This is a genomic window from Stenotrophomonas sp. YJH_SMC_101-4, from assembly GCF_059370395.1.
The window spans coordinates 910334-924100 of sequence record NZ_JCAFTP010000001.1 but is presented as its reverse complement, the minus strand read 5'-3'; the positions used below and the strand labels follow the sequence as shown (position 1 = coordinate 924100).

The 13767-nt window shown below is 68.1% G+C and carries 7 protein-coding genes; 1 reads left to right on the top strand and 6 read right to left on the bottom strand.

The window, feature by feature from the left end; all coding sequences use genetic code 11:
- Positions 1 to 6: 6 nt before the first annotated feature.
- The 4 genes from AC5P8D_RS04210 to AC5P8D_RS04195 are packed head-to-tail and all read right to left on the bottom strand — an operon-like array spanning position 7 to position 8604.
- Complete coding sequence (locus AC5P8D_RS04210; RefSeq protein ID WP_495203100.1) at positions 7 to 2700, bottom strand: glycoside hydrolase family 3 protein; 2694 nt, start codon at positions 2698 to 2700, stop codon at positions 7 to 9.
- Positions 2697 to 4391 carry a glycoside hydrolase family 43 protein gene (locus AC5P8D_RS04205; protein ID WP_495203178.1) on the bottom strand — a complete coding sequence of 565 codons (1695 nt, stop codon included), beginning with the start codon at positions 4389 to 4391 and terminating at the stop codon, positions 2697 to 2699. The genes AC5P8D_RS04210 and AC5P8D_RS04205 overlap by 4 nt, the downstream gene beginning before the upstream one ends.
- 53 nt (positions 4392 to 4444) lie before the next feature.
- Positions 4445 to 6433, bottom strand: coding sequence for a sialate O-acetylesterase (locus AC5P8D_RS04200; protein WP_495203099.1), 1989 nt, complete (start codon positions 6431 to 6433; stop codon positions 4445 to 4447).
- Complete coding sequence (locus tag AC5P8D_RS04195; protein WP_241873958.1) at positions 6430 to 8604, bottom strand: alpha-glucuronidase family glycosyl hydrolase; 2175 nt, start codon at positions 8602 to 8604, stop codon at positions 6430 to 6432. The genes AC5P8D_RS04200 and AC5P8D_RS04195 overlap by 4 nt, the downstream gene beginning before the upstream one ends.
- A 92-nt stretch (positions 8605 to 8696) precedes the next feature.
- On the opposite strand from AC5P8D_RS04195, the gene AC5P8D_RS04190 reads away from it, so the two are divergent.
- A complete protein-coding gene (locus tag AC5P8D_RS04190; RefSeq protein WP_019337710.1) occupies positions 8697 to 9755 on the top strand; it encodes a LacI family DNA-binding transcriptional regulator in 1059 nt (352 codons plus the stop codon).
- 8 nt (positions 9756 to 9763) lie between these two features.
- Here AC5P8D_RS04190 and AC5P8D_RS04185 read toward each other — a convergent pair whose 3' ends face one another.
- Both AC5P8D_RS04185 and AC5P8D_RS04180 read right to left on the bottom strand, forming a co-directional pair.
- Positions 9764 to 12322: a glycoside hydrolase family 3 protein gene (locus AC5P8D_RS04185; protein ID WP_143050518.1), complete on the bottom strand. Its 2559-nt coding sequence runs from the start codon at positions 12320 to 12322 to the stop codon at positions 9764 to 9766.
- The gene (locus AC5P8D_RS04180) at positions 12319 to 13728 is read right to left on the bottom strand and encodes a sugar porter family MFS transporter (protein ID WP_010485699.1); all 1410 of its coding nucleotides are present in this window, start codon (positions 13726 to 13728) and stop codon (positions 12319 to 12321) included. Before AC5P8D_RS04180 ends, AC5P8D_RS04185 begins: the two co-directional genes overlap by 4 nt.
- Positions 13729 to 13767 lie beyond the last annotated feature (39 nt).

Sequence of the window (13767 nt, the reverse complement as noted above, 5' to 3'; positions counted from 1 at the left end):
GGGCGATCAGTCATGCGCGGGCACCACGGTGAACCTGCCCCGCGCACGTATATCGGCACTGGACGCCCCCACCCTGACCTCGTAGGCACCGGGCTGCACTGCGTACGCCGCACGCGCCTCGTCATAGTGGCGCAGGGCCTGCGCCGCCTCCAGGGTGAACGTCACCGTGCGGCGTTCGCCCGGGGCCAGCTGGACGCGCTGGAAGCCACGCAGTTCCTGCACGGCATCGCCGCTGCCGGCGTGCTCGCGCCGCACGTACAGCTGTACCACTTCGTCACCGCTGCGCGTGCCCGTGTTGGCGACATCCACTGCCACGCCCAGGCGGCCATCGGCGCGGAGGCTGTCTGCATCGAGGCGGAGCGTTCCATAGTCGAACCGCGTATACGACAGACCGTGACCGAACGGATACAGCGGCGTGCCGCGGAAGTAGCGATAGGTGCGGCCCTCCATGGCGTAGTCGTCGAATGCCGGCATCGCTTCGCCGGCCTTGTAGAACGTGACCGGCAAACGGCCGGAGGGATTGACGTCGCCGAACAGTGCCTGGCCGACAGCGGTGCCGCCGCGTTGCCCCGGATACCAGCTCATCAGGATCGCCGGCAGATGCGCCTGCGCCCAGTCCACGGCGATGGCCGAGCCACCGGTGAGCACCATCACCACCGGCTTGCCGGTGCCGTGCAGGGCCTCCAGCAGGGTGCGCTGCGGCGCGGGCAGCCGCAGGTCGGTACGGTCGCCACCGGCAAAGCCCGGGTAGTTGACCGTCATCTCTTCGCCTTCGACATCGCCGGTGAGGCCACCGACGAACACCACCACATCGGCATCGCGTGCTGCATCCAGCGCTTCGTCGAAGGGCGCCTTGGCGCCGGGCATGCGCCACCCAAGGCGCACGCCCGCATCGCGCTGGTCGTCGTAGTACTCCAGTGTCAGCGCATAGGCACGCCCGGCCTGCAGGTCCAGTTCGACGCCCCCGGCATGCAGGCGATCAGTATTCACCCAATGATCGATCACACGCTTGCCGTCCAGATACAGGCGGTAGCCATCATCGCCGGCCACCTCCAGCCGGTAACGGCCGGACACGGGTGGCAGCAGTTGGCCACTCCAGCGGATGCTGAAGCGGTCGTTGGGAATCCCCTGCCCCGGTGCCGCTTCGCCACGTGCCAGCAGGTTGTCGGTCGGCGAGCCGCGGTCCCAGCGGAAGCCGATCTGCGCGTCGGTACGCACCAGTGCCGGAGTGCCGGACAGGTCGGGCGTGCGGAAGTACTCACCGCGCAGGCCACGCTCGGGCGAGTCCGCCGAGGGCCGCAGGTAGGTCGGCTCGATCAGCGGTGTGGCGCCGGGATCGTCACGGCCTTCCACGAGGTCGACGCCGCGGGCATAACGCACTTCAACGCCCTTGGCCGCCTCGCGTATGCCCTGCAGGATCGTCACCGGCGCGGCCGGTGTGCCGAAGTAGTTGCCGAGCAGCGCCATGGTGTCGTCGGCGGTGGGTCCAACCACGGCAATGCGCCTGGTGTTGCGTGACAGTGGCAGGATGCCGTCGTTCTTCAGCAGCACCAGCGATGCCTGCGCGGCCTTGAGCGCGAGCGCATCATGGGCCGGCGCCTGGTTCACCGAGGCGGGAATGCGCGCCCAGCGCACCCGCTCCGCTGGGTCGAACATGCCCAGGCGCATCCGTGCGGTGAACAGGCGGGTCACTGCATCGTCGATCTCCGCCTCGCTGATCAGCCCCTGGCGCACGGCCGAGGGCAATGTGGCGTACTCCTGGCCGCATTCCAGCTCGGTGCCGTTCCTCACCGCCAGCGCCGCAGCGGCTTCGCGCGTGGTGACGATACGGTGGTGCTTCCAGATATCGACGATGGCCCAGCAGTCCGAGACCACGTAGCCCTTGAAGCCCCAGTCGCGTCGCAGCACATCGCGCAGCAGGAAACGGCTGGCACTGGCGGACTCGCCGTACACGCGGTTGTAGGCGCCCATGACAGCATCGACGTCGCCCTCCTTCACCAGCGCCTCGAACGCCGGAAGGTATGTGTCATACAGGTCGCGCCGGCTGGGCCGTGCATCGAAGTGATGGCGGTCGGCCTCCGGTCCGCTGTGCACGGCCAGATGCTTGGCGGTGGCGTCCAGCTTGCGGTAGACGGGGTCGTCGCCCTGCAGGCCACGTACGAAGGCCACGCCCATGCGCGCGGTGAGGTACGGGTCCTCGCCATAGGTTTCCTGTCCGCGGCCCCAGCGCGGGTCGCGGAAGATGTTGACGTTCGGCGACCAGAAGGTCAGCCCCTGGTAACGCCCGTGCAAGCCTTCGCGGAGGAACTGGTGGTGCTTTGCGCGGGCCTCGTCGCTGATGGTCGTGGCCACCTGCCCCATCAACGGTACATCGAAGGTCGCGGCCAGGCCGATTGCCTGCGGAAACACCGTGGCCTGCCCTGCCCGTGCGACGCCGTGCAGCCCCTCGTTCCACCAGTCGTAGGCGGGTACCCCCAGCCGTTCGATCGCCGGCGCGGCGTTCTGCATCTGCGCGGCCTTCTCTTCCAGCGTCATCTGCGCGACGAGTGCGGCGGCCCGTTGCTCGAAGCTGGCCGAAACGTCCAGCCAGGGCCGTGGCGCGGCCGCGGACGCGGCGGCCGCCACGCAGGTCAGTACGAACAGGGCGGCCCCACCGCGCAAGGTACGGCGGCGGGCCTTGGACGAAATCGACAGCCTCATTTGCTTCTCCCGGTGCGCTCGTCGCGCGCGAAAGGACCCAGCAGTGCGCCCACGAAGCCGCCTGCCCGGTCCGTACTCAGAACGGTGCCGTCCACCCCGCCTGCGAGCAGTTGCCAGCCCTGCCCATCGCCGGTGTCGAACGAGAACGCATAGTCGCCCTCGTTGCCGGCAATCTTCAGGCGCAGTGCTGCAGGCACCGGTACTTCACGGCTGGCCAGCGTCCGCGTGCTGCGGCCACCGTCGCGCGCTTCGAGGAAGAGCGAGAGGCGCCCCCCGCCAAGGTCACGAACGCCAAGGAAGTACCAGTACGCCTCGCTCTGGAACGCCGCCAGGCCGGCGGCGACTCCGGAAGCTGGCGGGGTCATCGCGGTGCTCGCCTCGAAGCGCAGATGCTGCTGGCGCCGGCCGAGAAACGTCGGATTGCGCAGCGTGTCCAGATCCTCGGCAAGCGGATGCACGGCCAGCATGCCGGGGCGCGTGGCCAGGTCGGCCCAGGCATGCCGGGGCACCCGCACGCGCAGCCACTGTGGATCAAGCGTCGGGCCATCGAAATTGTCGCGCGCTACGAAATTGCCGGTCGAAGGGGCCTGGGATGCCTCGCCCTGCATCCACGCGGGGGCCTTGGCCACATAGGGAATGGCCCGGTCAACCGGCAGGATCTGCGGCCAGCCATCCTGCCAGCGCACCGGCAACAGGTAGGTCTCGCGCCCGGTGTTGTAGTGCCGCTTCTGGTAGTTGCGGCTGGCCAGGAACACCGCCCACCACGAGCCATCCGGGCCTTCGACCAGGTCGGCATGGCCGGCATTGGTGATCGGAAGCGGACGGTCATCCGGCAGTTCTCGCTGGGTCAGGATCGGATTGCCCGTATAGGGAACGTAGGGGCCCCACGCCGTGCGGCTGCGCAGCACCACCTGCGAATGCTGCGGCCCGGTACCTCCTTCAGCGTCGGACAGGTAATACCAGCCCTCCCGCTTGTAGATATGCGGTCCCTCGATCCAGATGGGATTCTTCGCCGGCTCCACGCCTCCATCAACCAGCACCCGGCGCGGCCCGACCGGCCTGAATGCCGCCAGATCGATCTGCTGCATCCAGATGGCGCGGTGCCCGTCGTAGCGCGGCGGGCCGGGCGGTGCATCGTTGTTGACCAGGTATACCTTGCCGTCATCGTCGAAGAACAGTGATGGGTCGATGCCATCGATGCCGGGCAGCCAGTGCGGATCGGACCACGGACCGGCCGGATCACGCGCGGTGGCGATGAAGTTGCCACCACTGTCGGTGGCGGTGGTGGTTACGTAGAAGGTGCCGTCGTGGTACTCGATGGTCGGCGCGAAGATGCCGCGCGAGACGCTCAGGCCGTCGAAATCCAGTTGCGTGGGGCGGTCAATCACGTTGCCGATCTGCTTCCAGTGCACCAGGTCGGCACTTTCGAACACCGGAATGCCCGGGAAGTAGGTGAAGCTGGAATTGACCAGGTAGAACCGGCCGTTCGCGCGCACGATGCTGGGATCGGCATGGAAGCCGGCCAGGACAGGATTGCGGTAGTGGCCGGCCGGCAGGGGCACTTCAAACGCCTGGTCATTGCCGCGGTACTCGAACCAGTCGAAGTACACCGGGGGAGCATCCGGCGGCGCGCTGGCCCGGGTGGTTGCGGCCGACAGCAGGAACAACGCCCCCAGCAGGTGGCGCGCCATCGACCTCAGGCCGGCCCTGTCGCGGGCCAGAGGGGACTGCTTGGACAACGTCATCATCGTCGGGCCTCGGCTTCGGCAATGGGAAGTTCGAACGGGCCGGCCGGCGCCCCGCTGCGGTCGCGCAGCGTGCACACCGGGCCATCGGCCCAGCAGTAGCGCACATGCGTTGCGCGCGTGGACAGCGGGCCGCGCAGCAGGATCCGGCGCGCATCCAGTCCGGCATCGGCGTACTCGCAGTGGCGCGTATGGCCCCTGGCCTCGCACAGTTCAAAGCCGATCGGACGCAGTGCGCCGGTCGCGGTGAGCGCGCCTTCGACATCCTCGAACGCAATGGCGACGCCCGTGGGCGTCCGCACGGCGGTGACCGCTCGCGGGCCCGACGGTGCCATGCCCTGCTCGCCGTACACCACATGGCGCGCCACGCGCGCCAGGCGGCGCCCGAGCTCCTGCTTGTTCGGCGGATGGATGTCGTAGGCGTCGCCGATGTCGATGGCAATGGCAAGACCGCTCTGCGCATCCTCGGCCGCGACGCGCCGCTGCGCCTCACGCACCTGCGCCCAGCCGCTGTCGGCGGGCGCAGCCGGCGGCTGGCCGTAGCCGGCCAGTTGTACCAGCAGCAGTGGCGTGCGCGCACCGAACTGCCGCCGCCAGTCCTCGCGCAGCGCACGCAACCGCACTGCATAGGCCGCACCATCGCCGGTGTTCGATTCACCTTGATACCAGAGCATGCCGCGCAGCCCGAAGCCCCCGAGCGGTGCGATCATTCCGTTGTACAGCGTCGACAGCCCGGTGGCGGCCTGCCACGGGGCAAACGGCGGCGCCTGTTGGCCCGGCGCAACCCGATACATCCACGGTCCCTGCAGTGGCACCCGCTCGCCGGTATCGAACTGCAGGCGGTGTGCCGTTGAAGGACCGGCCAGGCCGCCTTCGCCGTAGGTGTCCAGCACGTTGACCGCAATGCTGTTGGATCCTGCCTTCAGCAGGCCATGTGGCAACGGGTAGCGCCTCTCGCCGGCGCCGTACTGGCTGCCGACGGCGACCCCGTTCACCCAGGTCACGTCCACCTCGTCAGCCGATGCCAGCTCCAGCGTCGCGCCGCGTGCAGCCTGTTCAGCGCTCAGCATCACCTGCGTGCGATACCAGACCATGCCGTTGTAGTCGGCAAGTGCGGGCTCGTTCCACCGCTCCCATGCGCCCAGTGTGGCCGGTGCGCGCGACCATCCGCGGTCATCGGCATCCGTCCGCCATGGTGCGTCACCTGACAGTGCGCCCTCGCGTGTGGCCCACCAGTGCTGCCAGTAGCGACCCCAGCGTGCATGTGCCTGCTGCGGGTCGTGGGCAGACTGAGCAAGGATGTCCAGGGGCTCGTCCATGCCGCCCTGCCCGCGCAGCGCGCCCGGGCTGGTCCACGCCTCGATCCGGGACCCGCCCCACGCCGCCTGGATCAAGCCCATCGGCACGGCAGCCGTGCGCTGCAGCTCGCGCGCGAAATAGAAACAGGCTGCGGAGAAGTCGCGCACCCTGTCGGGGGTTGCCGTTGTCCATGCAGGGTCGCCCTTGAAGCTCTCCTGTGCCTGCGCGGCCCCCTCCTGCGGCACGGTGAACAGCCGGATCCGTGGCATCGTGGCCGAGGCGATCTCGCTGGCAGCGTTGAGCGAGCGCCACACCGGCAGCTCCATGTTCGACTGGCCCGAGCACAGCCACACGTCGCCCATCAGCACATCGCGCGCCGTCTGCCGGCGCGTTCCGTCGTTTACCTCCAGCGTGTAGGGACCGCCAGCGGCGACCGGGGGAAGTATCGCCTGCCAGCGGCCTGCGGCGTCCGCCCGGCTGCTCACCGCCTGCCCCGCAAACGTCACGGAAACCGGCTGCCCGGGGCCTGCGCGCCCCCAGACCGCAATGGGCCGGTCGCGCTGCAGGACCGCGTGATCCTTGAACAGGGGATGCAGCAGTCCCGTCGTTTCCCGCGCCGCGGCCGGCATCGCCACTACTGCCGCAGCCATCATCAACAGCGCACACCCGACCGCTCCGAATCTGCTCATCGGCCATCCCCCGGTGCGAACGGAAACTGCAAGGCCTGGTAGTACGACAACGGATGCGGCGGCGGCCGCTCGCCGGCGGGCAGTGGCCGGCCACTGAGCGACTGGAAGTACGCCACGCTGGCGTCACGCCACCATTGCGCTTCGTCGTGCTGGATCTGCAGGAACGCCGCGACGTGCCGATGCCGCTGCGGATCGATCCGGTCGCTCAGGCCAGCCCAGGTCGCCTGCATCGACTGCACCTGGCGCACGCCGCGCGAATAGCGCCCGACCAGTTCGTCCCAGAGCGTCCTGCCCGAGCGCATGCGGCGGTCCCACGGCACATGATGGAACCACAGCAGCAGCGACTCGGGCACCCGCTCGGGGTCGCCATAGACCTCGGCGACCTGCGGGGCGTACTGGCCCACGGCGTTGCTTCCGCTGGCGCTGCGGTCAAAGCCGATGCCCTTGCTATCTGCGCGGTGGTAGTACACCGACGTCCAGTCCGCACGCGGGCCGCCGTCCACCCAGGGGCCGGGGCCGTAGTGATGGCCGCGTGCCATCAGGTGATGCAGGCCCAGCGGCGTCATGTAATCCACCACCGCCTCGCGCGAGTCCATCATCATGCGCACGATCGGGCCGGTCACCTGCGGGTCGGGCGAGAAGGTCAGCGCTGCCCAGTCTTCGGCAATCGCGCGCGCGGATTCCTGCGGGTTCCAGGCCAGTCGGCCGAAGGCGTACCAGTTGGCCTGATCGAAGTGCGAGCCACTCCAGGTGCGGTCCACGCCGATGTTGGCGACGCCGGCGATACCGGTCAGCGCATGACCCTCCAGCGAGCCATCGACCACGCGGGAGACCGTGGAGCCTTCGCCGCGTGCATGGGTGTCGGCCTGCAGCACTTCTTCGTAGAGCGTTCCCAGGTACACCAGGTGCGTCGCAAAACCCAGGTACTCCTTGGTGATCTGCAGCTCCATCATCAGCGGCGTGCGCGGCATCGCGCCAAACAAGGGGTGGAACGGCTCGCGCGGCTGGAAGTCGATGGGGCCGTTCTTCACCTGCACGATCACGTTGGGGCGGAAGGCGCCGTCCAGCCCGACAAACTCGCTGTATGCCTGCTTGGCGCGATCTTCGGGAACCTCGTGCGAATACACGAAGGCCCGCCACATCACCACACCGTTGTAGGGCGCCAGCGCGTCGGCCAGCAGGTTGGCGCCGTCGGCATGGGAACGACCGTAATCCTGCGGGCCGGGTTGCCCTTCGGAGTTCGCCTTGACCAGGAAGCCGCCAAAATCCGGAATGCGCGCATGGATCTCATCGACCTTGTCGCGCCACCAGCGCCGCACAGCCGGATCCAGGGGATCAGCCGTTGCCAGGCCGCCGAGTTCTATGGGTGCACTGAAGCGCGCGCTCAGGTAGACCCGGATGCCATAGGGGCGGAACAGGTCGGCCAGCGCGGCGGCCTTGGCCAGATAGGCCGGCGACAGGCTCATCGCACTGGCATTGACGTTGTTGAGGACGGTGCCGTTGATGCCGAGCGAGGCGTTGGCACGGGCGTAGTCGGTGTAGCGCGGGTCACGCCACTGCGGCAACGTCTGCCAGTCCCAGAGCGAGCTGCCTGCATAGCCACGCTCGACGTAACGATCCAGGTTGTCCCAATGGTTGAGCAGACGCAGTGCGACCCGAGGCGACTCACGCACCTCCAGCCCCCGCAGCGACGTGCCACGCTGCAGCAGGCGCAGCAGATGGAAGCTGCCGTACAGCACGCCGACATCCTGGCGTGCCGCCACCAGCAGCACATCGCGCCCCCCGGTCCGGACCTGCCGGATCAGGAAGCCCTCGTCGCCCAACGTGGCGATCTCGTTGCCGAACGCGGCAACCAGCGCCGAAGACTGCGGCGTACCCAGCACCAGGGCATGGTCAGTAGTGATTGCCGTTCGCATTGGCGGGGCCGTTCCCAGCAATCCAGAAAGGCTGCGCGCAAGCTCGTCGCGGGTAGCGCGCTGCATCGGCGTGCAATCCGGGGCCACCACTTCGGCCAGTTGCCGCCGGTAATCGGCAGCGACCGTTGCGGCAACCGGCTGGTAGCGCATCCACAGCGCATAGCCATCCTCCGCCCGTGCTCCGCCAACACAGGCCAGCAGCACGAGCAGGGCCCACAGCTGCGTGCCGACAGCGCGCAACAACGGCGTTAACATGCGCCTTTGTAGACTACGTCCGGGCCCGGGACAGCGCATCATCGTCCTTCGCACCCGCGCGGCAGCGCCACCAAGAACAAAGGGATCGTGCATTGGACAAGCCGAAGAAATCGGTTCGCCGCAGAACCGCAGGCGTGACGATCGACGAGGTTGCGGCCCTTGCCGGCGTTTCGCCGATGACCGTGTCGCGGGTGATCAACCAGGGCAAGGTGCGCGACGTCACCCGCGAGCGCGTGCTGCGCGCCGTGCGTGAGCTGGGCTATACGCCCAATCTTGCCGCCAGTTCGCTGGCCGCCGCACAGCACACGCGCATTGCGCTGATCTACACCAACCCCAGCGGCGCCTACCTGCGTGAACTGCTGGTGGGCCTGCTGCGCGTCGCCTCCAGTTCCGCCATCCAGCTGGTCATCGACTACTGGGACAACCTGGATGCCGAATCCGAACGCAGGGCGGCGCGCGCGCTCGCCGGACGCGTCGACGGGGTGATCCTGCCGCCGCCTCTTTGCGAATCGCAGGCCGCCGTAAGCGAACTGGTCAAGGCTGGCATTCCGGTGGTGGCCATCGCATCGGGGCGCCTGAGCGAGGCCCTGTCCTGCGTCCGCATCGACGATTTCAGTGCGGGCAGGGAAATGACCGATCACCTGCTCCGGCAGGGACACACCCGCATCGGCTTCATCCGTGGGCGCGATGACCTGAGCGCAAGTGCGCTCCGCTACGACGGGTTCGTCACCGCCCTGCGCGAGGCCGGGCTGGCGGTGGACCCCGGCCTGGTCCAGCACGGTGACTACACCTACCGGTCCGGCCTGGCTGCGGCCGAGAAGCTGCTGTCCCAGCGCCGGCCACCGACCGCGATTTTCGCCAGCAACGACGACATGGGCGCCGCCGCCATCTCGGTGGCGCATCGGCGCGGGCTGGAAGTGCCGCGCGACCTGTCGGTCGTGGGTTTCGATGACACCTCGGCCGCCACCACCGTGTGGCCGGAACTGACCACGATCCACCAGCCCATCGCCTCGATGGCCAACGCGGCCGTCGACATCCTGCTGCGCACCATCCGCCGTCCGGCGGCGGACGCAACGGTGCTGCGCGATCATGTGATGCCGCATCGGCTGATCGCACGCGATTCGGTCGCCGCGCCACCCCGGCGGCGGTAGCGCAGGCATCATGCTCCGCATCCGAGGGTGACCTCGGCTTCGTTCAGCGCACCCAGCGCGACGCGTGACACGGAGATCGTCATCGCATCGCCCGTCACCACCGACCACGGTCGGTCGATCGCGTCCAGCTTGGCGCCCGCCTTGGCCAGGCACTTCAGCGGCACGCCAACACGCTTCCACTGGCCTTGTGGAAGCGCCGCCAGCGACGACCCGATGGCGATGCGTGCCGAGCAGCCCGCGCCGCAACCGACCGACAGCCACACCTCACCCTGCGGCGCAGCGTCGACCCGCAGCGTGGTCAGCAGCATCAGGTCGCCGTTGGATTCGCGCTGCAGGTCCAGCGCCGTGTGCGACTGCAGTGCAGCGACGGCCTCGCCCTTGCCCGACCAGGCCAGGCGTCGCCCATCCTCCTGCGCCAGATGATCCACGCCGGTGATCTTCAGCCGGTCATCTGGCAATGCGTCCGGTACGCGGGTCACGGTCAGGCCCTGGCCAGCGGCATCCTCGAGTCGCAGCGCCATGCCAGGGCCTGCGTCACCACGCGCGAAGTAGACGCCGGTCGCGCCCTCGTTGCCGGTCACGCCCGATGCCTCCGGCAGCGCGGCCAGGTCGCCGTTGTCGGCGTAGGTCAGGCCGAAGCCGAACGCAAACAACGGATCGTAGTCCTTCTGGCCGACGTTGTTGGCGTACTGGGTGGCGGTGCGCGGCCAGCTGAAACTGAGCTTGCCCTTGAAATCGTGCTGCACGCGGCCATCGCTTCCGCGCAGCAGTACATCGGCAATGCCGGCGCCTTCCGAGCCCGGCAGCCACGCAGCCACGAAGGCATCGGCGGCATTGATTTCCCGGTTCACCCAGAGCGGCCGCCCGCTCAGGAAAACCGCAACAACCGGTATGCCTTCGGCCTTGAGCCGCTTGAGCAGCGCCAGGTCCGTTTCGTTGCCGGGCTTGTAGGCCAGCGTCGGCCGGTCTCCCTGGAACTCGGCATAGGGGTCTTCGCCAAACACCACCACCGCCACATCGGGCTTCACTGCATAGCGACCGTCAACGGCAAGCACGGCTTCACCACCCGCCGCGCTGGCCTGGCGCGCGATGCCCTCATAGATCGTGTCCGCATTGGGGAAGTCCTTGCGGGTGGTGCCGGTGCCCTGCCAGTTGAGCGTCCAGCCGCCCGCCTGCTTGCCGACATCGTTGGCACCGTCGCCGGCCACGAGGATCCGCTGCTTCGGAGACAGCGGCAGGACGTGGTCCTGGTTTTTCAACAGGACCAGCGATTCGCGCACGGCCTGCCGGGCGACCGCGCGATGTGCCGGCGCGCCGATCAGTGCGAACTGCCCGCCGACGGCCCGCGTGGATGGCCTGCCGGCCTCGAACAGCCCAAGGCGGAACTTGACCCGCAGGATCCGGCGCACTGCATCGTCCAGCCGCTGCGTCGTGATCCGGCCGTCCTTGACCGCAGCCAGCGTCGTCTCGTAGAAGCCCTTCCAGCTGTCCGAAGCCATCGCCATGTCCAGGCCCGCGATGATGGTGGCCGGGCAGTCTGTGGTGGTGCAGCCCTTGACCTGTCCATGACCATTCCAGTCACCCACCACGAAGCCACCGAAGTTCATGCGGCCCTTGAGCACATCGGTGAGGTAATGCCGGTGCCCATGCATCTTTTCACCGTTGACGCTGTTGAACGACGCCATTGCGGTCTGCGCGCCGGCGGCGATTGCCGGCGGGTATCCGGCCGCGTGGATGCGCACCAGATCTGTCTCGCTGATACGGGTGTCGCCCTGGTCCTTGCCGTCAGTGGTGCCCCCATCGCCCAGGAAGTGCTTCACCGAGGCGATTACATGGCGGCCATCGAGGAACTCCGGTGTTCCCACCCTGCCCTGCAATCCCTCCACCATGGCGGCGGCATAGCTGGCCACCACCTCCGGCGATTCGGAGTAGCCTTCGTAGGTGCGTCCCCAGCGATCATCCTGGGGTACCGCAACGGTCGGCGCGAACGTCCACTCCATGCCGGTGACGCGGGTCTCCAGCGCGGTGATGCCACCGATCTGCCGCAGCAGCTCCGGATTGCGCGTGGCGCCCAGCCCGATGTTGTGCGGGAACAACGTGGCACCCATGATGTTGCTCTGCCCGTGCACGGCATCGATGCCGAACAGCAGAGGGATGGGCTTGCCGCCTTTGGACGTATCCATGGAGGCGTCGTAGAACGCGTCGGCCAGCGCCAGCCATTCGGCCGGCGAGGCGTCATAGCGGCCGCCGGGATCGGAGTTGCCTCCGGCCAGGATCGAGCCGAGGCGGTAGCGGCGCACGTCGTCGGGGGTGACGCTGGCGATGTCGCCCTGCACCAGCTGGCCGACCTTTTCCTCCACCGTCATGCCGGCCATCAGGTCGGTGATGCGCTTCTCCAGTGCCGGATCCGCGGCCAGCGGCCAGGCGACCTTCGGCCAGGGATCATTGTCGGTAGCTGCGGCGGCGGCAGCCCGGTCCTGGCCGCGGCAGCCGAGCAATCCCAGCATCAGTGCGGCGACCAGCGCGCCGCTGCGGATTACCAAGGCCTGCGATGTCATGGCGCTCATCCTTCCATCTGCTCCAGTTCCTTGCCCTTGGTCTCGTGCACATGCCGGACCACGAAAATCACCGAGATCACGGCAGCCACCAGGTAGATGCCGTAGGTGGCTGCCAGCCCTGCCGCGGCCAGCAGCATCGGGAACGTCACCGTGACCACGAAGTTGGAGGTCCATTGCGCTGCGCCAGCGACCGCCAGTGCCGAACCGCGGATCTGGTTCGGGAACATCTCGCCCAGCATCACCCACATCACCGGCCCCCAGGACAGATTGAAGAACACGACGTAGGCATTGGCCGCCACCAGCGCCAGCGTGCCCATGCGACCGGGCAGCTGCAGGTGCCCGTCCGCCAGCGAACCGCTGGCAAAGGCCACCACCACCAGTGCAAGCGACAGCGACATCCCTGCCGAGCCGAACCACAGCAGGGGCTTGCGGCCGATCCGGTCAATCAGCAGTACCGTGACCACGCAGGCACCGATGCTCAGCGCGCCGGACAGCACGTTGATCAGCAGCGCGTCGTTTTCGGAAAAGCCGACCGCCTGCCACAGCACGGCGCCGTAATAGAACACCACGTTGATGCCGACCAGCTGCTGGAAGCAGGCCAGCCCGACGCCGACCCAGACAATCGGGCGGATCCGCCCGGTCGCCCGGCTCTTCAGGTCGGACAGTCGAGGGCGATGATGGTCGTTGGACAACGAGGCATCGATCTCCTCGAGCGTGGCGCGGGCCTTGTCGCTACCCAGCAGCCGGGTCAGCACCCGCAGTGCATCGTCCTTGCGCCGCTTCACCACCAGGTAGCGCGGGCTCTCAGGAATGGTCAGCAACAGCAGCAGGAACAGCAGCGATGGCGCGGCCTGCATCCAGAACATCCAGCGCCAGGCGGCCTGCCCACCCCACAGCGGTTCGGTCGACGCGCCCGCTGCAGCCGCCAGCAGGTAGTTGGACAGGAAGGCAGCGGTGAGCCCGGTGATGATGGCGATCTGCTGGACCGTAGCCAGGCGGCCGCGATAGCGGGCCGGAGCGACCTCGGCAATGTAGGCCGGCGAGATCACACTGGCCGCGCCTACCGCGAATCCGCCCACCACCCGCGCCGCAATGAACCAGCCCGACGAGACCGCCGCCCCGGCACCGAGCGCCGACAGCAGGAACATCACTGCCGAAAGGATCAGCACGTTGCGACGGCCCAGGCGGTCGGCCAGCCGTCCAGCACTGAATGCGCCCACCGCACAGCCCAGCAGCATCGACGCGATCTCGAACCCCTGCATCCATTCGCCGGACCGGAACGCCTGGTGCAGGCCATCCTGGGTGCCATTGATCACACCGCTGTCGAAGCCGAACAGAAAACCGCCAATCGTTGCTACCACGCTGATCAGTACGATCAGTCGTGTGTTTTCACCGCTGCCTGCTGCCTGGTTCATCCCCGTCCCCTTGAGTGCACCGTTGCGCCCTTCGCCTGC